Raw genomic sequence first — 20,299 nt, forward strand, 5'->3', positions numbered from 1 at the left:
ATAATGATGAATGTTCTGATTTCTTCCGTTTGTCCTGATCATCCAATTATCATCAATGATTGTCCCGCTTTATTTTATCTAGACATTCTTAGGAGCGGGAAATTCCATCGTATAATATAAGTAATAATGAAAGACTATCAGAAAAAACTCATACTTCCACTATAACATAGAATAGGCTCTTTGACTAGCTTTTTCACCTAAATCTGAGTCCTTTTGGATAATAATTTTTCAAAACATTTCCCGTTACCTTGGCAAAGCCTAATCCGTTTCCTTGAACCACAACTTGGTACCAGCCATTTGGTCGAGCTTCAGACAATTGAACGGTCTCACCAGCCACATATTTTACAAAGTCCTCATCATTGATTTCGACACTTTGTTTTACTTGGCTTGGTTTCAAGGCCAAACCGAGAGCAAAGCTTGGTTCAAAACGTTTCTTCTTAAACGTCCCCAGATGAAGTCCATTTCGGGCAATTTTGAGTTTCCCTAGATCAGGTAGCATCTCTGGCAAGAGATAAAGTTGATCTCCAAAAGTCTGCAAGATACCAGTTAGATTGACTCGCAAGTGTTTTTGAACAAAATCATGCCACAAGTTCTGCTGTTCGCGACTTAGATTGCTCTTGCTAGCTTTGAATTTAGGTGCTGGATTTTGTCCTTTAAAATGCAGATGGGCAACAAACTGGCCTTCTCCCTTGAAATGATTAGGATACATCCGCGCAGTTTCAGGAAGATCAATTCCTACCACCATACCGTTCACATGCTCGACTGGAAGCAATTCAAATTCATAAGTATCAAGTAACCAGTGGACGATTTCTTCATTTTCCTCAGGTGCCCAAGTACAGGTCGAATAGACCAAACAACCACCTTCTGCAAGCATGGTCACTGCATCTTCTAAAATTTCCCTTTGGAGACTAGCACATTGGCTCGGATAGTCGATGCTCCAATAATCCATGGCATCTGGCCGCTTACGAAACATCCCTTCACCCGAGCAAGGTGCATCAAGGACAATCACATCAAAGTAACCTTTAAAAACCTTGGCCAAGCGGTCAGCAGATTCATTGGTCACGACAACGTTTGTCGCTCCAAATCGCTCCATATTTTCTACTAAAATCTTAGCACGCTTACTTGAAATTTCGTTGGAGACAAGGACTCCTTGATTAGCCAGATAAGCGGCTAGTTGAGTGGATTTTCCACCTGGTGCTGCCGCCAAGTCCAAGACCTTCATGCCAGGACTTGGTTGAGCCACCTGGGCCACCATTTGGGCTGCAGGCTCTTGCGAATAAACAAGACCTGTCGCGTGCTCTGGAGATTTCCCAGAAACTTTACCATAATACCCCCAAGGTGTATTGGGAATAGCATCCGCAAACGACAATTGACTTTCTTTTAAGGGATTGACTCGAAAAGCCGAAACCGCTTCCCGCTTAAAAGAGGCAAGAAAGTCTCTTGCCTCATCTTCTAGTATCGCTTCATATTTTTCAACAAATCCTTCTGGAAATTGCATTTAGTTCTCTTTCCTTTCGTAGATATAAGACTGAATCACTTCTTGCATCTCGATTGGCACCATCATGACAGGCTGACGCGTTTTAAAATCAGCGGGCTCACCTGATACTGTAAGAAGACGATAACCCAGACTTTCCCCTAAGATACTGGCCGCAGCGTAATCCCATGGCTGTAAGTAGGTAATATAAGTCAGAAGACGACCCGATAAAACCTTGGCAAAACTAATGGCCGCACTGCCGTAGACACGGACTCCCAACGCTGCTCGCCCCAAATCCGCCAGGCCCCACTCATTGCTTTCAAACATACCTGAGTTACCAGCAACCAGGAATTCTCTGAGGGGCTTCTTTTTAAAAGGCGGTAAGGGCTCATTATTGCGACAAGGAGGAAAGGCACCACCACCATGGTAACAATCACCTTTCATAACATCATAGATGATGCCAAATTTGCCCACACCATTCTCAAAATAAGCCAACATCACGGCAAAATCTTCCTGCTGAGCGACAAAGTTATTGGTACCGTCAATGGGATCAATCACCCAAACAGAACCTTGATCGACCGCAGCACGCAAACAGCCCTCTTCCGCGCAAATCAAGTCCTCAGGATAGGAGGACTTGATCCGATCAACCAAGAGTTCCTGGACCTCCTTGTCCAAACGTGTCACTAAGTCAGTAGGTGAAGACTTGCACTCAACCTGCAAATCTTCTTTCATGTGAGCCAAAATATAGTCAGCAGCTTCCTGCACAATCTGTTTGGCAAATTCAAATTTAGTTTCCAAGAGAAATCTTCCCTTCTCTTTTTTCTTTTGCTAATTGAACCGCATGATAGAAGGAATAACCGCTAACCGTCTCAAATTCGCGACCTAGGCGCTTTTCTTCACTTTTGCTTGGAACCACAGACTTAAATTCCTTATAGGAATCTAGCAGTTTTTTTGCTTCTACCTTATCTTCATAAGCAGCTTCAATATCATTAAAAAAAGAGAGCACTGAAGCAAGTTCTTCAGTGCTCCACGACAAATCTAGTGGGTAACTATACTGTTTGTTCATCTATCCAATACCAGCTCTCAATGTTGCTTCTTTCAATTCTTGTTTACGGTAACTACGAGGGAGAAAAGCACGAATCTCATCTTCATTAAAACCGATCTGCATGCGTTTGGTATCTGTAATAATTGGGCGACGCAAAAGACTAGGATATTGCTCAATCAACTGAAGCAACTCCGATACCGTGATACTCTCTACATCAATATCTAATTTTTGAAAGATTTTTGAACGAGTTGAAATGATGTCATCAGTACCATTTTCGGTCAAGGAAAGAATATGTTGTAATTCTTTTCTTGTTAAAGGACTAGTCATAATATTATGCTCTTGAAAGGGCACTTTATGCGTCTCTAACCAAGCCTTTGCCTTACGACATGATGTACAACTCGGTGATAAAAATAGTGTAATCATGCTTTTCTCTTCTTTTATCTATACTTGCTATTTCTATTATACAAAAAAATAAAGCGCTTGACTAGGTATTTTTAGAAAAAAAGCCTATTTTTTCATAGAAAATAGACTGTTTTCTGCAAAAATCTCCTGCTTTGCAAGTTTATCTTTAGGATAACCTAACAATAAATAGGGAGTAGAGCAACTTCTCTCGTTTTTTATTAAAAATACAGAACTTTTTCCACTATTTCCTTGAAGCTTTAGCAAGAAGGAAACCAAACATTCCTTCATATAAAACAAAGAAAAGTACAAAGGCATGGAGAAAGAAAGTCTCTGGCAAAATCCAAATAACGGGATCCTTTGCTGGATCAAAAAGCCAGGTATCATCTCCCACAAAGAGAATCTGATGGAAAAGAGTAAAGAATTGCTCAAAACCAATCAACACTCCTACAAGCCCAATGACTAGAGGCAGTAGCACTAGAGCCAAGATACTTTTACGATATAGGGGTAGAAATCCTTTTTTCACAATCTTTCTAACAAAGAAATAGAAACTTGGTAATGTCACTAGGGCAACTAGCTGAACCAAGTGGAAGAGATTCTTCACCACCGCAAAATGGTGTAAACCTGCAGCTGATGAACGAAAATCTGGCATCTCCAAGACCTGACTAAAGGGATTGGTCAGGTAATTCATCAAGATATGAAAGTTATACAGAATGGTTTCGGGCTTTAGATAGACTCGATTCGCTAAGTTCAGCCACTCAATTTCTAAAGGATAGAAAATCCATGCCAGATAAATGGTTAAGAGAATAGACAGTGAGAGGAGAAAGAGCATACTTCCCCAAAAGGTCAGTTTAGTTTTCATCAAAATTCCACTCCGCAAGGCTAGAAACTACATGAGTTGGTGCAATTGGTAGGTCAGCCACTTCTTCTGCTTTGGTAAAACCTGTTGTCACTAAGAGCGTTGGAATGCCATTGTCAATCCCTGCTCGGATATCTGTCAGGTAGTTATCCCCAACCATGAGCAAGTCTTCTCGATCTATACCTAGATGTTCCACGGCCTTTTCCATGATGATCGCATTCGGTTTTCCGATATAAACTGGTTTTACACGTGTTGCTACTTCAAGAAGTGTAATTAGTGAACCAGCACCAGGCAAGAGACCACGTTCCGTCGGGATATTGAGGTCAGGGTTGGTTCCGATAAAGTGAGCCCCCTTTTGAATGGCTAGAGTCGCCGTCGCAAATTTTTCATAGTCGACTTGCCAGTCCAGTCCAACGACCACATAGGCAGGATTTTCCTTGTCTTCCGCATAACCTGCAGCCTGGATAGCATCCTTGAGCCCAGCTTCTCCGATGACATAGGCTGTCTTTTCCAGTCCCAAGTCGTTCATATAGTCGATGGTTGCCAAGGTTGCTGTATAAACAGTTGATCGAGGGGTATTAATATTAAAATTCTCAGCCAACATCTCTTTAACACTCTCAGGAGTTCGGGTTGTATTATTGGTCACAAAGAGGTAGGGAATTTCTCTTTTTTGTAACTCATGGACAAAAGCCTCACCCGCCGGAATCCGGTCTTTCCCCTTGTAAATGGTTCCGTCTAAATCAATTAAATAACCTTTATAAGTCATATCGCCCTTTCTAATTGCCTTCAATTTCTTGCCAAGTAATCATAGCTTGGGCATTGATCTCGCCATCACTGATAATCTCATGCTTGCTTTCTAGTCCCTTGAGTTCATAAGCTGAAGCAATCATGCCACCTGGTCGCACTTCTTTTACATATTTGAGATTGATTTTCTTTGGAATATACTTGGTCAAAAAGTCTGCTCCCATAACCTCAAAAATCCAATCTAGGTATTTGCTATTATTGACATGACCATTCATATCCAAGTCGTAAAAACGAACATGGTAGTCTTTACTGATCGGATCTTCTAGATTTGCATACTTTGGCCCACGGATGAGTTTTTTATCAAACTCGGACTGATAAGGAGCAACAATCTCCGGTTCGACAGCATGAACTTTACGACTGTCTCGGTCCATCAGAACAAAGGTTGCTACCATGCGAATGATTTCTTGACCTGCTTCATCATAGATAGTGAAACGGCGGTAGCAAAAAAGACGATTGTAAGTCAACGCTTCTGTTTCAATCGTAATCTCTTCAGCAAAGCGAGGCAAGCGTACCACGTCAATCGCATAATCTGTAATAATCCAGACCAGATTGTAACGTTCTAACATATCCTTGTCGCTAACTCCCAGCTCAATCGACTGCATACCTGATACTTGCAAGGACAGCAAAATCACATCTGGAAGTTTGATATGACCGTTCATGTCCGCCATATCAAAAGGAATTTTCATTTTCATTTGATAAGTTAAGCCCATTGTTCTACTCCAAAATAAATCGTTCTGCTACAGTGTCTCCTAAAAAGAGACCTCTCTTTGTCATTCGGACACGGTCATCGTCAATCTGCATGAGACCTTGTTGAACCAAGTCTCTGATGATTTCACCATAAAGTCCATCAAAGGACCGTCCGAATTTTTCCTCAAATCGCGCCATGGAAACCCCAGATTTTTTCCGGAGGCCTAGGAACATTTCTTCTTCCATCTGTTCCCTTTGGCTCAGGTGTTCTTCTGTTATCCGAGCATTTCCTGCCTCTACTGCATTGAGATAGTGGCGGATAGGACCGTGGTTTTTATAACGTACCCCGTTCACATAACCTGAAGCACCCGCACCGATACCATAATACTCGGCATTGTCCCAGTACATGAGATTGTGGCGACTTTCAAATCCGGGTTTAGAGAAATTCGAAATCTCATAATGCTCAAAACCAGCTCGCTCCAGTTCAGCGATGATGTACTCAAACATCTCCGCTTCTAGTTCCTCCTTGGGCAGGGGCAATTTCCCTCGTCTCATGCGGTTCATAAAGACCGTATGGTTTTCCAAAATCAAGCTATAAAGACTCATATGAGGAATATCAAGCGAGATAGCCTTAGCCACATTTTCTTTGACCTGATCCATAGTTTGACCTGGAAGAGCGTAGATTAGGTCGATAGAAATATTGTCAAAACCAGCCAGTTTGAGGCGGTCGATACTTTCATAAATATCCTTCTCTAAATGACTGCGCCCAATCTTTTTCAGCATTTTGTCATCAAAAGTCTGCACACCTAAGGAAACACGATTGACTGCCGACTGTTTCAAAACCGCAATCTTATCCGCATCCAAGTCGCCTGGATTGGCTTCAATGGTCAACTCTTCCAAGACAGACAAGTCTAGATTTTTAGTCAAGCCATCCAAGAGCACTTCTAATTGCGAAGCGGACAAAGCCGTTGGCGTCCCACCTCCAATGTAGAGGGTTCGCAACTTTTGGATATCATAAGAGCGAAACTCCTCTAGCAGATGCTCCAGGTAACTATCTACTGGTTGATTCTTGATAAATACTTTTGAAAAGTCACAATAATAACAAATCTGTGTGCAAAAGGGAATATGCACATAGGCGGACGTTGGTTTTTTCTGCATAGTACTTATTATACCATAAAGACAGGCTTGCAGATAAAAATCACCATCTCCAAAAACCAGAGATGGTGATGCATTATACTTCAGTAATATCGATGATGATTTCTTCTTGGTCTTCAGCGACGTCTGGAGTTGCTGACTGTTCTTGCCACTGCTCCTTGAGATTGTTAAAGGTTTCTTTTGACGCTTCCGTCGCTTGTCGAGCACAGTTTTTAGCTTGGTCAAGGACACTATCAAAAGTGATTTCACCAGATTCTACTTGTTCCTTTGTTTTCAGCACAAAGTCCGTTGCCTGTTCCTTCACTTCTGTTAGTTTTTCACAAACCTGCTCTCTAGCATATTCTGGATCTTCTCTCAAATCATCTAGAAAATCCTGAGCTTGACTACAAACCTGCTTGCCCTTGTCACTCGTCAAAAACAAAGCAAGAGCTGCACCTGAAACAGTACCTAAAAGGATAGAGGATAGTTTTCCCATAAGATTTCTCCTTTTTTATTTTTTGAAAAATTTACTTGCGACACGAAGAGCGGACAAGCCTGCACCTGTTTTAATGGTCTTTGAACCAGCAGATGAAGCTTTTTTGCCTAAGACACGTGCATGTTGGTTGAGGTCAGATACTGACTCAGACAAGTCCGCCACCGCCGTAAAGAGTGGATCAATCGTCGCAACTTTGACATTAATATCATCTGCTAACACATTAACCTTAGCCAACAATTCATTGGTCTGATGCAAGGTAACGTTCACATCTGAGCTCAACGTTTTGATGGTTTTCTCTGTCTCATCAATCATACGACCTGCTTTTTGAATCGTGATTGTCAAATAGACTAAACAGACAATCAAAGCAATCGCAACAAGTATATATGCAACTTCTAACATTTAGTTTTCCTCCTCTGTATGATAGAAAGGGGCTTTCTTTCGATTTTGATAAAGTATGATAAAAATACCGAGTCCGATAAGGATAACTGATAACCATTGGGAAACTCGTAGGCCAAAGAACATGAGACTATCCGTCCGCATCCCTTCGATAATCATACGACCAAAGCCATACCAAATTAAGTAGAATGCCGTGATCTGGCCACGTCTGATTCCTTTTAATTTTCGTCTAAAAATCAAGATTAAAGCAAAACCGATCAGATTCCAAACAGACTCATATAAGAAGGTCGGCTGACGGTAGCTACCATCAATGTACATCTGGTCACGGATAAAGCCTGGCAAATAATCCAGACTATCTACCGCTGCACCGTAGGCTTCTTGGTTAAAGAAGTTTCCCCAGCGCCCTAAACTCTGGGCAACCATGACACTCGGAGCTGCAATATCTAAGAAATCCCAAGTATTGATCAACTTTCTATCTGCAAAGACATAAAGGACAATAGCACCCGCTATCAAACCTCCATAAATGGCCAAACCACCATTCCAGATAGCAATGATTTCACCTGGATTTTGCAGATAATAATCTAAGCGAAAGAGTACGTAGTATAGTCTAGCACCTAAAATCGCAACTGGAAAAGCAATCAGAATGAAATCCAAAATATCATCTGACAGGATTTTCTTTTTAGGAGCTTCCTTCATGGCAAGGTAGACTGCCAAAACCAAACCAGCCACAATACACAAAGCATACCAACGAATAGAAAAAGGACCGATTTCAAATGCGACTGGATTAATCATTTTTCACCTCATTTTGAGCGATCAGACTTGTCAAGCGTTCTTCAAATAAACGTGTCGCATCAAAGCCCATTTCCTTAGCACGGTAGTTCATGGCAGCTGCTTCAATAACAACAGAAATATTGCGTCCTGTTTTTACCGGGATGCGGATACGCGGAATGGCTACACCAGAAATTTCGATTTCTTCAGCATTATTTCCTAAGCGATCGAAGGTCTTATGCGTATCATAATTTTCCAAATAAACTGCTAGTTGAACTTGTGAAGAGTCCTTAACTGCACTTGCTCCGTAGAGACTCATCACATCAATAATCCCCACTCCACGGATCTCAAGTAAATGCCTCAAAATTTCAGCTGGCTCTCCCCAAAGGGTCATTTCGTCTTTTGCAAAAATATCTACACGATCATCTGCCACCAAACGGTGTCCACGTTTCACAAGTTCCAGACCAGTTTCACTCTTACCGATACCGCTATCCCCTTGGATCAAGACACCCATGCCATAAATGTCCATCAAGACACCATGAACACTGGTCCGTTCTGCCAAACGAGAATCCAAATAGCTAGATAATTCTCCTGATAGGCGACTAGTAGCTGTTCGACTGGTTAAAATCGCAATCTTACATTCCCTGGCAGCTTTCAACATTTCTTCTGGAACTACTAAACCACGCGCAACAATAACCACTGGTGTTTCTGGTTGAAACATCTTGGTCAACACCTTATAACGGTTGTGAGAAGACATGGAGACTAAATAGGACCATTCCTTCATTCCCAACAGTTGAAGCCGCTCCGGAGTATAGTAATCAAAATAGCCCGTCATTTCCAGACCTGGTCGAGAAATATCTGCAGTATTGATTTCTTTTTCAAGTAAATCGCCTTCACCATAAACAATGTCTAATCTGAGCTTTTCAATGACTTCTTTTACTAAAACCGACATAATTTCCTCCTTCAATCGAGTTCTCCCTACTATTATATCAAATTGTGGTAGGAAGTTTCCTTTTTTTGCAGGATTTACAGTATTTATTTGGAAAGAAAAAAGGCTAGACAAGTCTAGCCTTTCATTTCAAATTAGAATTTTTTACGTTTACGAGCTGCTTCTGATTTACGTTTACGTTTTACAGAAGGTTTTTCATAGAATTCACGTTTGCGTGTTTCTTGAAGAGTACCAGCTTTAGTAACCGCACGTTTGAAACGACGAAGTGCGTCGTCAAGAGATTCATTCTTACGTACTACTGTTTTAGACATTTTTTTCACTCCCTTCAAGTTCAAGATCTATTCCATTTTACACACAAAGTGAATAATTGTCAAGAGAAAAGCAACCATAAACTTTTATTATTTTTACTTTCTTCTTTTGAAGATGAAATAAATCACTAAGATGCAGAGAATCAATCCCAAAACAGCTGGTTTTACAATCGATATGCCACTTCCTCCACTAAATAAAAGACTATGGGCAACCTTCAGAAACGCTCCGATCACTACCGTTGCTAATAATCCATACCAACGTCTACTCCACGTTAAGGATATAATCGCCGTAAAAAATGCTAGAATCGTCGCCAGAATAATAACTTTTTCAATACTCCATCCGCTCGTAAAATAAGCCTTCTCAAAATTCAAAAACTCAATTACTTTTACATCAACTATTTCCGGCTTTGGGAACCAAAACATGCTAGTAAATAGGCAAAATATAGAAAAGAAAATCAGGCTATAGGATTTTTTATAAGCTCCCATTACAATTGGAATAATAAAGAGAGGGCGAATATACCAACTCAGAGTATTCTGGTGTCTAGTAAATGCCCACTCAAAAAAGCTCGTATCTGATAAAAAAACGACAATGATCGCAATCGTTAGAAACAAGAAAATAACCCCGCCTATTTTATCTAACGTTTTTATTTTCATAACTTTTCCCTTCTTGAATTCATAAAATTAATCTATCCATGGCAGATCCCCGCTAAGTGAGTTATCAACCACTAATCGTTTTATTGGTAAAATATTACTGTTCTTCCAACCACGCTTTTATTCTATTGTCAAGATATCTATTTGCTCATCGTTAACGATAATTGCTTGGTGGTTATGAAGCGGTAGCAATTCAAGCTGATTTTTATAGGTTTCAAAGGTCTTCTTGCTACTATTAGTAAAAGGCTCCTCACCATAATGTGGAAGGATGTAAAAATCCACTTCATCCAATCCCGCTGTATCAGATAACTCTGTCGCTACCGTCTTATCGTCCATGAGTTTATTGTAGTCAATATCCTTGGCTGTAATGATAGCCCCTGCTGATTCTCCCACATAGACCAACCCATCTCTTATTTGCTCTTTGATGAGAGATAGGAGTTGCTTTTTCTTTAATTCTTGCAATAAATAAAAGGTATTCCCACCTGAGATATAAAGAATCTTACTTTGGAAAATCTTTGCCTGTGCAGTTTCTCGATCACAAGAAGCAATATCTAGAACCTCTATCTCAAATCCTAAATCTCTGAATGTTTGCTGAGCCTCATCGATATAGGCAGTATAGTCCTCTTTGTTCCCAGCGGTAGGAATAAATAAAACCTTATTTTCTAGATTCTTTTCCTTTGCATAATCGCTAAAAAGCTTTTTGACACCAGCAAAGTATGAACATAAAAATAATTGTTTCATGATTGTACCTCCATTAATGTTTAACAATTTTATAAAGGATCCATGATCCCTTTCTTTGACTAGTTACGAGCTCAAATCCTACTGATAACAAGAATCGTCTAAATGCTTCTTCGCTTTGGACCTCTGGTAAAAAGTAAGACAACTTGTTATATTCACAAGCCAGTAAGAGCATCCCGCCTGATTTGAGTATTCTTCGAAGTTCCATAAAAGAAGCCTCTAAATCCTGCCAATGAAAATGAGTTTGAAAGGCTGTGATTAAATCAACACTTTCATCAGAAAAACCTGTCTCCCTAACATCTCTTCGTTCAAAATTTAGATTAGTCATCTCTATCTGTTTGGCTTGAGCTATTGCAGTATCTGAAATATCGATTCCAGTTATGGTACTTTGCGGAAAAGTTTCTTTCAGTAGGATAGTTGAACGACCATTCCCAACTCCTACATCTAAGATTACAGGGTAAGATGTTCTATCCAGATAACGAATTGCCCATACAAACATGGGGAGATAGGTTCGATTCCACAATTTCATCATTCGTTTTCCTAGAAAGCCCGAAGGATTCTTTGATTGCTGAATTAAGCGACTAAACAGAAACATTAAAAGTAAAAAACAAATAAAAGCGATTATATAAATCAAAGTTCAAGCCTCCCTGTATAGCTATATTATACCACTTTAGCAGGATAGTAAACATTTGAAGTAAAAAGCCACTCACTCCAAAGAGCAAGTGGTTCTTGTCATTTTACTTTTCAAGCAAGCTGAGCGCTTCAGCATCCGCAATAATAGTCACATCAGGGTGGTTTTGTAGGCTACTTGCTGGGAGGTTCTCAGTCACTGGGCCTGATACTGTGCCAGCAATGGCTTCTGCTTTCGACTCACCGTAAGCAAAGAGAATAATTGACTTGGCATCCAAGATGTTTTTAATCCCCATTGAGATGGCTTGAGTTGGAACGTCTTCAATCTTGTCAAAGAAGCGAGCATTGGCTTCGATTGTAGATTGATCAAGTTCTACTAAATGTGTTTGACTGTCAAATGGAGTACCTGGCTCATTAAAGCCGATATGTCCATTGCGACCAATTCCCAAGATTTGCAAATCAACAGGATGGTCAGCCAAAATTTGATTGTAGCGTTCAACTTCAGCCTCAGCATTGTCCTTAATTCCACGAGGTAAGAAGCTTTCTTTAAATGGTTTTTGGTTGAATAAGTGTTCTTGCATAAAATGACGATAAGACTGAGGATTGTCTCCGTCAAGTCCCACATACTCATCAAGGTTTACACTAGTTAGATTTGAAAAATCAAGGTCACTCTCAACGATTTCCTTGTAAAACTCAAGTGGACTGCTCCCTGTCGCAAGTCCTAATGTTTGAGCACCATTGGCCAATTTTTCCTTCAAAATCTCAAAAGCTGCTTTTCCACCTTCGACTTGATTTTCAACTTTTATAACTTTCATCTTTTCATCCTCCGTTTTAATCTATATTTATTATATGGTATAGACCAATTTTTGTCAAGTGAAAACGATTTAATTTCTAAAAAAAGAGCGCCTAAACTTGAAACGTGTTATAATGGATAAGATTAGAACTTAGAAAGAATGATGAAAAAAATGAATACAGCTGATTTTGATTTCCACTTGCCTGAGGAATTGATTGCCCAAACGCCACTTGAAAAACGAGATGCCTCCAAGCTTCTCATCGTAAACCGGGAAACGGGAGAATTTCAGGATAAGCACTTCCACTCTATTATCGATATGCTGGAACCTGGAGATGCTCTTGTTATGAATGACACCCGCGTTCTTCCTGCCCGCCTCTATGGCCAAAAAGAAGAGACAGGAGGCCATGTGGAACTTCTCCTACTCAAAAATACTAGTGGTGATGAGTGGGAAGTTCTGGCTAAACCTGCCAAACGCCTCAAGGTTGGCACTCGTGTCAATTTTGGCGATGGTCGTCTCAGCGCTGTCGTTACGGAAGAATTGACCCACGGAGGCCGCATTGTCCGCTTCGAATACCAAGGAATTTTTCTAGAAGTCTTGGAAAGTCTAGGTGAAATGCCACTACCACCCTACATCCATGAAAAACTGGATGACCGTGAACGTTATCAAACCGTCTACGCTAAAGAAAGTGGCTCTGCTGCTGCACCGACTGCTGGCCTCCACTTCACCAAAGAACTGCTAGCAGAAATCCAAGCCAAAGGTGTTCATCTGGTCTATCTCACTCTTCACGTCGGACTCGGAACTTTTAGACCCGTTTCTGTAGACAATCTGGACGAACACGAAATGCACTCCGAATTCTACCAACTTTCTGAGGAAGCAGCTGCCACCCTTCGCTCTGTCAAGGAAAATGGAGGTCGCGTCATCGCTGTCGGAACCACTTCTATCCGCACGTTAGAGACTATTGGTTCCAAGTTTAATGGGCAAATCCAGGCAGATTCTGGCTGGACCAATATCTTTATCAAACCTGGTTACGAATGGAAGGTTGTGGACGCCTTTTCAACCAACTTCCATCTGCCAAAATCAACTCTCGTCATGTTGGTTTCTGCCTTTGCCGGCCGTGAATTAGTCCTAGATGCATACCAGCACGCTATTCAAGAACGCTACCGTTTCTTCAGTTTCGGTGATGCCATGTTTATCTATTAAGAAAATCCCTATTAGGAAACCTAATAGGGATTTTTCTAATCATTCCATACTAAACTTTGGATCTTTCAAGCTCTGAACACTGGCATTGATAACCGCTCCGATAATCAAAATCTTTGCAATAAGAATAAACCAGAACATCATGACTACCACGATGATGGAACTGAAAAAACGGACATCGACTAGGTGATTGACATAGTTATTAAAATAAACAGAAAAGATATTCAATAAACCGATAAGAGTTAGTAATACAAAGACACTTCCTGGTAAAACATAGCGGATTCGTGGTGTTTTTACTTTTGGAAGGAAGTAATAAATCATAACCAGAATGGCAAAAATCAAAGCATAGACTAGAGGGCCTGTAAAATCTTGCAGGTAGGAAAATAGCGGGCTGTCTGATTGCCAGTAAGTTTTGAGAAGGTTGAGCAACATGCGACCAAACATACTCAAAAACAAGGCTAGAGCAAAAAGGATCTGCAAGCCGAGGCTAACAAGCAAACTCATCAACTGATGGGAGATAATTCCTCGACTTTTGGTCACTCCATAGGCTTTGTTAAAAGCTTTTTGGAGGAAATCCATTGATTTTGAAAAGGTCCATAGGGCTGACAAAACAGCAAAACTCAGCAAGCCAGTTGATGGTTGAGTCAGAACTTCTCGGACAATCTTAGCGACCACATCATACACTGTATCAGGCAAAAATTCCTTAATTGTAAGTAAGAAATTTGAGACTGGAATCTGAAAATAAGGCAAAATATTGACCATTATCATTAGCAAAGGAAAGATTGAAACCAACCAATAGTAGGCAACCGCAACACTGGTCAACTCACTATCCGATGCTTGATAATAATGCAAAAAAGCTTTCAATAAGGGCTTATCCAATAGCTCCTTCCACCACTTTTTCATATCCCATCCTCCGTCATTTTCTTCATCATCTAAGTTCTTCTGATTAAATCTAGCATATCATAAGGTAAGGTATTTGCGGCCTCTTTCAGAGAATAATTTTCTAAGTTATTCACATTTTGGCGTAGTTCTTTGGCATACTTGGCTGTTATCAGTTTAGCTTCTTCGTATTCAAAGATTGCCTTACGTTCGAGATAGTAACCTCGTAGCATTTCATCGATATTGTTTGGCTTGATGCGATTGATAACCCGCTCAACAAAGGCACCACTTCCGATAATGGCCGTCTCGCGTAGACGAGACTCTTGCATAAAACTAATCAGAGAACTCTTGTAAACCCCTTTTAGGTTTTCCAAACTCTCGATAATCAGCTCTGTATTTTCCAGATACAACTCTGAAATCTGATCATAGTCAACTGCTAGTAGTTTACGAGATTCTTCATTCATCCAACTACGGAAAGTTTTGCCAAAGGTAAACATTTCATGGAGTAGAAAGCGCAGTATCCGTAAAGAAACTAGGAAGTAATAAGTCACTCTAGAAGCGAAATTCCGATTGATACTCTGCTCCATGTTTTTTAGGTAACGTTGGTAAACTCGATAGCCACGCTCGCTGATTCTATTTTCTTCGTAGGCTTGCTCCAAACCATCACTCTCAATACTCAAGATAAGGAGTTTGAGAGACTCCCAGTCCTCTTGGACTCTTTTATTTTCCTGACTAAGGATGAGATTTTCAATCCGACCATGATAATTATCAATAGCTGCATAAAGAGGAAGTTTGTTCTTGTGATGGTCCAGCTCTTTTTCTAATTCTGCAGCCACATCATTCAGAATCGCAATATGCATCAAATGGTCCTTGCTTTCCTCTTGTTCCTCAGACAAGTGGGGGAGAACTAATAAACCTGTTAGAAAGCTCAATAGTGTAACGCCTGCTACAAGGAAGAGTAACAGAGGATACTCCTGCTCCAAATGACTTGGTATGAGGAGAATGGTCGCGATAGATACTGTCCCTTTGACACCAGAGAAGGTCAAAAGAAGCATATCTTTCATGTACTTATGAATTTTTTTCTTAAGTCGACGCGTCCTCACAAAGTAAAAACCAGCAATCATGACAAAGCGGATCGCAAAAAGCAAGAAGGTCAGAACGACAACTGAAATCAGTAAAAGAAGGGGATTGTAGAGAGAATTAGACAAAATTGGCTCTGCTATCAACTCTAACTCCATTCCCAAGAGAACAAAGACTGAGCCATTTAGCATAAAGGTCACGGTATGCCATACGGTCTCCGTCACAGTGTCTACTTGAGCCTCAAGGAGCGTAATTTTCTTAAAGCGGCTGGCCTTCAAAATACCCGAAACCACTACTGCGATAATCCCTGAAACATGAAACTCTTCTGCGATAAAAAAGGTCATGAGCGGCAAACTTAGCTCTAGCAATAGTTCACTGGCTATATCTATCGCTCGCACACTCAGTAAAAAGCTATGCACAAAACGATTGACCATAGCCGTCACAAAGCCGACTACAAAACCACCAAGGATAGAAAGTGCTAAGGAAGTTCCAGCTTGGTTGAGAGAAAAAGTTCCTGTTGTCCAAGCAGCAAGAGCCATCTGAAAGGCAACCAAACCAGAAGCGTCATTTAAGAGCCCTTCCCCTTTTAGGATATTGGAAACCCGTTTAGGAAAACGAAAACGTTCAGAAAGAGATGCAAAGGCAACCAAATCCGTTGGCCCAAGTGCCGCTCCAACTGCTAAACAGGCAGCTAAAGGAAGAGTCATCCAAAGGAAGTGAGCCATGCCTCCTAAGCTTAAGGTCGAGATAAAAATCACAGGAAAAATCAGAAAGACAACAATCCGCCAGTGCTTCAAAATGGATGTAATATCCGCTTCTTCTGCCTCTCGGAAAAGTAAGGGACCAATAACCATGGCTAGAAACAGCTCTGTATTGAGATGAAAGTCCGCATCGGGAACAAATAAACCTATCCCAATCCCCAAAAGGATTTGTACAAGAGGAAGGGGCAGAAAAGGGAGAAGTTTATTGGTCGTGGTTGAAATGATTAAGACAAATAAAAATAGAATCAAGTAAATGAGTAATTCCACACAATTCCTCCTTAATCTTTTTTACAACAAGATTCAAAAATCTCCTTTTGCTCTTGGATTTTCTGATCAATCTTAGAACAGTCTTTGTGCTCAATTTTTTTCTGGCATCGTTCCATTTCAAGAGCCACTAATTTTTTCTTGATTTTAAGCATTTTCTTGCTCATATGTGCTTCGTCGAGCACTCCGACTGCTCGCTCGTGATGCGTTGACTCGACAAAATTTTGGCGCATTGCCTCAAGCTTCTCACGAAGGTATTGTTTATCCATGTCTATACCTTTCTAATTTTTCAATCATAACTAAAAACGGTGGATTATTAACTTGGTTGAGAGTCCGATAAATGGCAACTGTATACTCTTGTTGGTTCAACTGGCTAACAAACTCCAATACAGCATCCCTCTCAGTATCTCCTCCTTCATGACCATAGTAGATCATGATCGCAATCCGTCCCCCTTTGACAAGCAAATGACACAGTTTCTCTAATGCTTCGATAGTAGTCTGAGGTTGAGTGATGACGGATTTGTCAGCAGAAGGCAGATAACCCAGATTAAAAATCCCTGCCTTAGCTTCTGTCACAAATTGGTCCAGTGTCTCGTGACCTTGCAAGATTAACTGGGCATTTGTCATTCCAGCCTGATCCAAACGCTCTTGCGTCTTCTCCAAAGCCTGCTCCTGGATATCAAAGGCATAGACTTGCTTGGCTAACTTGGCTAGAAAAAGGGTATCATGGCCATTGCCCATGGTCGCATCCACTACGATATCCTCTTTTGTCACAACTTCCGCCAAAAAATCATGTGCCATCTCAAGTGGTCTTTTCATTTTAAAACTCCTGTTTTACAGCCTTGCATCCTTGAACACTTCCGCGACGGCGCATCTCAGTTTCAATAGCATTTAGCACTTCCCATTTTTTGAGGCTCCACATGGGACCAATCAGCATATCTCTAGGCGCATCTCCTGTAATTCGATGGATGACGATATGCTTGGGAATGATTTCCAACTGGTCACAAATGACCTTGACATACTCATCCTGACTCATCAGTTGCAAACGTCCTTCATGGTAATCTCGCTGCATCCGTGTATTGGTCATGAGGTGAAGCAAGTGCAGTTTAATTCCTTGAATATCATTGTCCGTGACACAGCGACGGACATTTTCAATCATCATCTCATGAGTCTCACCGGGCAAACCATTGATCAAATGGGAAACAATCTCAATCCTGGGATATTTTCTCAAGCGTTTGACCGTTTCCACATACAATTCGTAGGAATGGGCACGGTTAATCAAGTCAGAGGTTGCTTCAAAAGTAGTCTGCAAGCCCAATTCTACAGTCACATGCATGCGTTCCGATAACTCAGCCAAATATTCAATGGTTTCGTCTGGCAGACAGTCTGGCCGCGTTCCAATATTGATTCCTACTACACCTGGCTCGTTGATAGCCTGCTCATATCGCTCCCGAATCACTTCCACCTTTTCATGGGTGTTGGTAAAGTTTTGAAAATAAACCAGATACTTTTTAACATCTGGCCATTTGCGGTGCATAAAGTCAATTTCCTTATAAAATTGCTCACGGATAGGGGCATCTGGTGTTACAATAGCATCTCCAGAACCTGAAACCGTACAAAAAGTACAACCACCATGAGCTACAGTTCCATCCCGATTGGGACAGTCAAATCCCGCATCAATAGGAACTTTGAAAGTCTTTTCTCCAAAAAGTTTTCGATAATAATCATTCAAGGTATTATAAGATTTCATAACTCTCATTATAACAAAAAACACCTACAATCTCAAAAGCCTGACTTTCCAACAAATCCCCTTGTTTCTCATTTCCTTTAGCGTTTTTTTATGATACAATATGGGTATGATTTTAATGAAAATAGCATCTATTTTATTATTGATATTAACCTTGGTGGTTTGCTTTATTGTCACCAAGCTTTTCGGACTTAGGAAAATAGGATTTAATTTCGCGGATCTAGCTTTTCCACTGTTGGTATTCGAGTATTACCTTATCACTGCTAAAGCCTTTACCCACAACTTTCTACCGCGACTTGGAGTCGCACTTTCTCTCCTAGCAATCCTCCTTGTAGTCTTTTTCCTTGCCAAAAAACGAAGTTTTTATTACCCTAAATTCATCAAATTCTTCTGGAGAGCCGGTTTTCTCCTTACCTTAATCATCTACATAGCAATGATTGTCGAATTGATGATGGTAAAATAATTACTAACCCAGTATTAAATGCTGGGTCTTTCTTTTACTCCTATATCTAAAAAAGACCAGAGGAATCCTCTGGTCTTTTATCACAGATTAAACCTAAGAAAAATAAATGGAAACTATCTTTCTCACGCTAGATTATTTATTTTTACGGCTTACAAAGTACAATCCACCAGTCACTGCCATCAAAGCAAGTCCTGCAACTACTGCTGCGTTAGATGCTTTTTCACCAGTGTTAGGAAGTTGAGGTTTTTGTCCTGGTTTTCCTGGTTCATTTGGTTCACCTGGTGTTGGTTTTTCTGGAGTATGTGTATTTGTGATATTGAAGCCTTCTACTTCAGATGTATAACCATCAACTGGAACTTCTACTACAGAGTATTTGATTTCTTGACCATTTTCTTTGTAACGATCAAGCCCTGTAAACTCATAAGTCCAACCAGTTGCTTCTGAAACTGTAGCTTCTTGAACGGTTTCTTTACCATCCGCAAGAAGTTTCACTGTGATAGAATCTGGACGGATACCGTCTTTGTTATTTTCATCATTCCAGATCTTCTTACCTTTTACAGTAGTTTTCTCTGGTGTATGTTTGTTGGTAATAGTGTACTTACCGTCTTTTTCTGAAGTAATTGTTGTTTCGTATGATGCAACAGCTACTTCTTTGACAGTGTACTTGATTTCTGTACCATTTTCATACTTAGGAAGTGCTTTTGATTCAAACTTCCAACCAGTTTTTTCTGAAACTTCAATTTCTTGAACAACTTTATCGCCATTAAGAATTTGAACTTTCACAGATGTAGTACGTTTGCCGTCTTGGTTGTTGTTGTCATCCCACACCTTAGTTCCTGAAAGAACGACTGTTTCTGGATTATGAGTGTTAGTTACCACTTGACCAGTCACAGAGGCTTCATAGCCAGCTGGAACATCCACTTCCTTGATAGAGTAAGTGATTTCTTTACCAGCTTCGTATTGTGGAAGTTTTGTAAATGATGCTACCCAAGTGTTAGCGTCGGTCTTATCCTTAGCTGTCAAGGTCAATTTCTTACTTTCAACAGCTACTGGTTTAGATCCATCTACAGATTTGAAAAGTTGAACCGTTACGGACTTAGGACGTTTGCCGTCTTGGTTGTTCGCGTCGTTCCATACTTTTGTTACCTTGTAGTCGATTTCTTTTGGTGCATATTTGTTTGTGATGGTAAAGTCTGTAATAGTTGATTCGTATTCTGCCACAGCTTCTTCTGTTACAGTGTATTTGATTTCTTTACCAGCTTTATATTTTGCTAATTTTTCGAATGTAGCAGTCCAAGTTCCGTCTGTGGCTGCTTGAACTTCTTTCGATGCGACTTTCTGACCATCTGCTAAAAGATTGATTGTAATCTTAGTTGGACGTTTGCCGTCTTGGTTGTTCGCGTCATCCCAGTTCTTGGTTGCTTTAATGTCAACTGTTTCTGGAGAATAGCTATTGGTGATAGTGAATCCTGATGCAGCGTCACCAGTAACTTCTGAAGTGTAACCAGGAACAGTTACTTCTACTACTGTGTACTGGATAGGTGTGCCACCTTTATCAGCATCAAGGTCTGTGAAGCTTCCAGTCCAATTGTTTGCTTCAGTCAATGTAAGTGTCTTACCTGTATCTTGACCGTCTGCAAGCAATTTAACTGTGACAGAAGATGGGCGTTTACCATCTTGGTTGTCCTTATCATCCCATGCTTTCTTCACAGAAACTGAAGTTTTGGCTGGAGTGTATTTGTTTGTAAATACAAGATCTTTTGCTTCTTTTGAAGC

25 protein-coding genes are annotated in these 20,299 nt (G+C 40.6%); 2 read left to right on the plus strand and 23 right to left on the minus strand.

Annotation, left to right across the window (positions count from 1 at the left end; genetic code table 11):
- Positions 1-193: 193 nt before the first annotated feature.
- The 17 genes from ATE37_RS02600 to ATE37_RS02685 all read right to left on the minus strand — a co-directional run bounded on the left by ATE37_RS02600 (position 194) and on the right by ATE37_RS02685 (position 12,153).
- Positions 194-1,498, minus strand: coding sequence for an RsmF rRNA methyltransferase first C-terminal domain-containing protein (locus tag ATE37_RS02600; protein ID WP_084867595.1), 1,305 nt, complete (start codon positions 1,496-1,498; stop codon positions 194-196).
- Positions 1,499-2,272 carry an inositol monophosphatase family protein gene (locus ATE37_RS02605; RefSeq protein WP_007520301.1) on the minus strand — a complete coding sequence of 258 codons (774 nt, stop codon included), beginning with the start codon at positions 2,270-2,272 and terminating at the stop codon, positions 1,499-1,501.
- Entirely contained in the window at positions 2,262-2,540 is a 279-nt protein-coding gene (locus tag ATE37_RS02610; protein WP_084867597.1) for a UPF0223 family protein, read from the minus strand. The genes ATE37_RS02605 and ATE37_RS02610 overlap by 11 nt, the downstream gene beginning before the upstream one ends.
- Positions 2,541-2,942 carry a Spx/MgsR family RNA polymerase-binding regulatory protein gene (locus tag ATE37_RS02615; RefSeq protein WP_084867598.1) on the minus strand — a complete coding sequence of 134 codons (402 nt, stop codon included), beginning with the start codon at positions 2,940-2,942 and terminating at the stop codon, positions 2,541-2,543.
- A gap of 220 nt (positions 2,943-3,162) precedes the next feature.
- Positions 3,163-3,780 carry a TIGR01906 family membrane protein gene (locus tag ATE37_RS02625; protein ID WP_000850614.1) on the minus strand — a complete coding sequence of 206 codons (618 nt, stop codon included), beginning with the start codon at positions 3,778-3,780 and terminating at the stop codon, positions 3,163-3,165.
- Positions 3,770-4,543 carry a TIGR01457 family HAD-type hydrolase gene (locus tag ATE37_RS02630; RefSeq protein ID WP_084867600.1) on the minus strand — a complete coding sequence of 258 codons (774 nt, stop codon included), beginning with the start codon at positions 4,541-4,543 and terminating at the stop codon, positions 3,770-3,772. Before ATE37_RS02630 ends, ATE37_RS02625 begins: the two co-directional genes overlap by 11 nt.
- A gap of 10 nt (positions 4,544-4,553) precedes the next feature.
- Positions 4,554-5,291 carry an acyl-[acyl-carrier-protein] thioesterase gene (locus ATE37_RS02635; RefSeq protein ID WP_000524786.1) on the minus strand — a complete coding sequence of 246 codons (738 nt, stop codon included), beginning with the start codon at positions 5,289-5,291 and terminating at the stop codon, positions 4,554-4,556.
- A gap of 4 nt (positions 5,292-5,295) precedes the next feature.
- Positions 5,296-6,426 (minus strand): radical SAM family heme chaperone HemW, encoded by a 1,131-nt coding sequence (gene hemW, locus ATE37_RS02640; protein WP_084867601.1) that lies wholly within the window; start codon positions 6,424-6,426, stop codon positions 5,296-5,298.
- Positions 6,427-6,499: 73 nt separating this feature from the next.
- The gene (locus ATE37_RS02645) at positions 6,500-6,898 is read right to left on the minus strand and encodes a YtxH domain-containing protein (protein WP_000517390.1); all 399 of its coding nucleotides are present in this window, start codon (positions 6,896-6,898) and stop codon (positions 6,500-6,502) included.
- A 15-nt stretch (positions 6,899-6,913) separates the two neighbouring features.
- Complete coding sequence (locus tag ATE37_RS02650) at positions 6,914-7,297, minus strand: DUF948 domain-containing protein (RefSeq protein WP_000895031.1); 384 nt, start codon at positions 7,295-7,297, stop codon at positions 6,914-6,916.
- Positions 7,298-8,086: a prolipoprotein diacylglyceryl transferase gene (lgt, locus tag ATE37_RS02655; protein WP_084867602.1), complete on the minus strand. Its 789-nt coding sequence runs from the start codon at positions 8,084-8,086 to the stop codon at positions 7,298-7,300.
- Positions 8,079-9,014 (minus strand): HPr(Ser) kinase/phosphatase, encoded by a 936-nt coding sequence (gene hprK, locus ATE37_RS02660; protein WP_000115137.1) that lies wholly within the window; start codon positions 9,012-9,014, stop codon positions 8,079-8,081. The genes lgt and hprK overlap by 8 nt, the downstream gene beginning before the upstream one ends.
- Before the next feature lie 131 nt (positions 9,015-9,145).
- Complete coding sequence (rpsU, locus tag ATE37_RS02665) at positions 9,146-9,322, minus strand: 30S ribosomal protein S21 (protein ID WP_000048054.1); 177 nt, start codon at positions 9,320-9,322, stop codon at positions 9,146-9,148.
- A gap of 93 nt (positions 9,323-9,415) precedes the next feature.
- Positions 9,416-9,973, minus strand: a complete 558-nt coding sequence (locus tag ATE37_RS02670) for a hypothetical protein (RefSeq protein ID WP_084867603.1) — start codon at positions 9,971-9,973, stop codon at positions 9,416-9,418.
- A gap of 117 nt (positions 9,974-10,090) precedes the next feature.
- Positions 10,091-10,711 carry a Type 1 glutamine amidotransferase-like domain-containing protein gene (locus ATE37_RS02675; protein ID WP_084867605.1) on the minus strand — a complete coding sequence of 207 codons (621 nt, stop codon included), beginning with the start codon at positions 10,709-10,711 and terminating at the stop codon, positions 10,091-10,093.
- A gap of 13 nt (positions 10,712-10,724) precedes the next feature.
- Positions 10,725-11,342: a class I SAM-dependent methyltransferase gene (locus ATE37_RS02680; RefSeq protein WP_084867607.1), complete on the minus strand. Its 618-nt coding sequence runs from the start codon at positions 11,340-11,342 to the stop codon at positions 10,725-10,727.
- A 103-nt stretch (positions 11,343-11,445) separates the two neighbouring features.
- Complete coding sequence (locus tag ATE37_RS02685; RefSeq protein WP_084867609.1) at positions 11,446-12,153, minus strand: glucosamine-6-phosphate deaminase; 708 nt, start codon at positions 12,151-12,153, stop codon at positions 11,446-11,448.
- Positions 12,154-12,303: 150 nt separating this feature from the next.
- Here ATE37_RS02685 and queA point away from each other — a divergent pair, with 150 nt between their 5' ends.
- Positions 12,304-13,332, plus strand: a complete 1,029-nt coding sequence (queA, locus tag ATE37_RS02690) for a tRNA preQ1(34) S-adenosylmethionine ribosyltransferase-isomerase QueA (protein ID WP_084867641.1) — start codon at positions 12,304-12,306, stop codon at positions 13,330-13,332.
- Between the two features lie 39 nt (positions 13,333-13,371).
- Here queA and ATE37_RS02695 read toward each other — a convergent pair whose 3' ends face one another.
- Genes ATE37_RS02695 through mnmL form a run of 5 tightly spaced genes read right to left on the minus strand, consistent with a single transcriptional unit; the run spans position 13,372 to position 18,072 of the window.
- Complete coding sequence (locus tag ATE37_RS02695; RefSeq protein WP_000759514.1) at positions 13,372-14,232, minus strand: YihY/virulence factor BrkB family protein; 861 nt, start codon at positions 14,230-14,232, stop codon at positions 13,372-13,374.
- A gap of 29 nt (positions 14,233-14,261) precedes the next feature.
- Positions 14,262-16,316 carry a cation:proton antiporter gene (locus tag ATE37_RS02700; RefSeq protein ID WP_084867611.1) on the minus strand — a complete coding sequence of 685 codons (2,055 nt, stop codon included), beginning with the start codon at positions 16,314-16,316 and terminating at the stop codon, positions 14,262-14,264.
- Between the two features lie 11 nt (positions 16,317-16,327).
- A complete protein-coding gene (locus ATE37_RS02705) occupies positions 16,328-16,582 on the minus strand; it encodes a hypothetical protein (protein ID WP_000361094.1) in 255 nt (84 codons plus the stop codon).
- Positions 16,575-17,132: a tRNA 5-(aminomethyl)-2-thiouridylate-methyltransferase MnmM gene (mnmM, locus tag ATE37_RS02710; protein WP_084867613.1), complete on the minus strand. Its 558-nt coding sequence runs from the start codon at positions 17,130-17,132 to the stop codon at positions 16,575-16,577. The genes ATE37_RS02705 and mnmM overlap by 8 nt, the downstream gene beginning before the upstream one ends.
- Position 17,133: 1 nt before the next feature.
- Positions 17,134-18,072, minus strand: a complete 939-nt coding sequence (mnmL, locus tag ATE37_RS02715; RefSeq protein ID WP_084867614.1) for a tRNA modification radical SAM protein MnmL/YtqA — start codon at positions 18,070-18,072, stop codon at positions 17,134-17,136.
- A 91-nt stretch (positions 18,073-18,163) separates the two neighbouring features.
- Here mnmL and ATE37_RS02720 point away from each other — a divergent pair, with 91 nt between their 5' ends.
- Entirely contained in the window at positions 18,164-18,523 is a 360-nt protein-coding gene (locus tag ATE37_RS02720; RefSeq protein ID WP_000525393.1) for a DUF3397 domain-containing protein, read from the plus strand.
- A gap of 132 nt (positions 18,524-18,655) precedes the next feature.
- Here ATE37_RS02720 and ATE37_RS02725 read toward each other — a convergent pair.
- Positions 18,656-20,299: Cna B-type domain-containing protein (locus tag ATE37_RS02725; protein ID WP_142995851.1), on the minus strand; the 1,644-nt coding region annotated here is incomplete at its 5' end.

The organism is Streptococcus oralis subsp. tigurinus, assembly GCF_002093575.1.
Lineage (GTDB): Bacteria > Bacillota > Bacilli > Lactobacillales > Streptococcaceae > Streptococcus > Streptococcus oralis_CH.

Coding starts and splice junctions, on each gene's coding strand:
- lgt (WP_084867602.1), bottom strand. CDS start 8,086: ATGATTAATCCAGTCGCATTTGAAATCGGTCCTTTTTCTATTCGTTGG.
- ATE37_RS02625 (WP_000850614.1), bottom strand. CDS start 3,780: ATGAAAACTAAACTGACCTTTTGGGGAAGTATGCTCTTTCTCCTCTCA.
- mnmL (WP_084867614.1), bottom strand. CDS start 18,072: ATGAGAGTTATGAAATCTTATAATACCTTGAATGATTATTATCGAAAA.
- ATE37_RS02650 (WP_000895031.1), bottom strand. CDS start 7,297: ATGTTAGAAGTTGCATATATACTTGTTGCGATTGCTTTGATTGTCTGT.
- rpsU (WP_000048054.1), bottom strand. CDS start 9,322: ATGTCTAAAACAGTAGTACGTAAGAATGAATCTCTTGACGACGCACTT.
- ATE37_RS02695 (WP_000759514.1), bottom strand. CDS start 14,232: ATGAAAAAGTGGTGGAAGGAGCTATTGGATAAGCCCTTATTGAAAGCT.
- ATE37_RS02600 (WP_084867595.1), bottom strand. CDS start 1,498: ATGCAATTTCCAGAAGGATTTGTTGAAAAATATGAAGCGATACTAGAA.
- hprK (WP_000115137.1), bottom strand. CDS start 9,014: ATGTCGGTTTTAGTAAAAGAAGTCATTGAAAAGCTCAGATTAGACATT.
- ATE37_RS02685 (WP_084867609.1), bottom strand. CDS start 12,153: ATGAAAGTTATAAAAGTTGAAAATCAAGTCGAAGGTGGAAAAGCAGCT.
- ATE37_RS02705 (WP_000361094.1), bottom strand. CDS start 16,582: ATGGATAAACAATACCTTCGTGAGAAGCTTGAGGCAATGCGCCAAAAT.
- ATE37_RS02615 (WP_084867598.1), bottom strand. CDS start 2,942: ATGATTACACTATTTTTATCACCGAGTTGTACATCATGTCGTAAGGCA.
- ATE37_RS02675 (WP_084867605.1), bottom strand. CDS start 10,711: ATGAAACAATTATTTTTATGTTCATACTTTGCTGGTGTCAAAAAGCTT.
- ATE37_RS02635 (WP_000524786.1), bottom strand. CDS start 5,291: ATGGGCTTAACTTATCAAATGAAAATGAAAATTCCTTTTGATATGGCG.
- ATE37_RS02670 (WP_084867603.1), bottom strand. CDS start 9,973: ATGAAAATAAAAACGTTAGATAAAATAGGCGGGGTTATTTTCTTGTTT.
- mnmM (WP_084867613.1), bottom strand. CDS start 17,132: ATGAAAAGACCACTTGAGATGGCACATGATTTTTTGGCGGAAGTTGTG.
- ATE37_RS02645 (WP_000517390.1), bottom strand. CDS start 6,898: ATGGGAAAACTATCCTCTATCCTTTTAGGTACTGTTTCAGGTGCAGCT.
- hemW (WP_084867601.1), bottom strand. CDS start 6,426: ATGCAGAAAAAACCAACGTCCGCCTATGTGCATATTCCCTTTTGCACA.
- ATE37_RS02610 (WP_084867597.1), bottom strand. CDS start 2,540: ATGAACAAACAGTATAGTTACCCACTAGATTTGTCGTGGAGCACTGAA.
- ATE37_RS02720 (WP_000525393.1), top strand. CDS start 18,164: ATGGGTATGATTTTAATGAAAATAGCATCTATTTTATTATTGATATTA.
- ATE37_RS02630 (WP_084867600.1), bottom strand. CDS start 4,543: ATGACTTATAAAGGTTATTTAATTGATTTAGACGGAACCATTTACAAG.
- queA (WP_084867641.1), top strand. CDS start 12,304: ATGAATACAGCTGATTTTGATTTCCACTTGCCTGAGGAATTGATTGCC.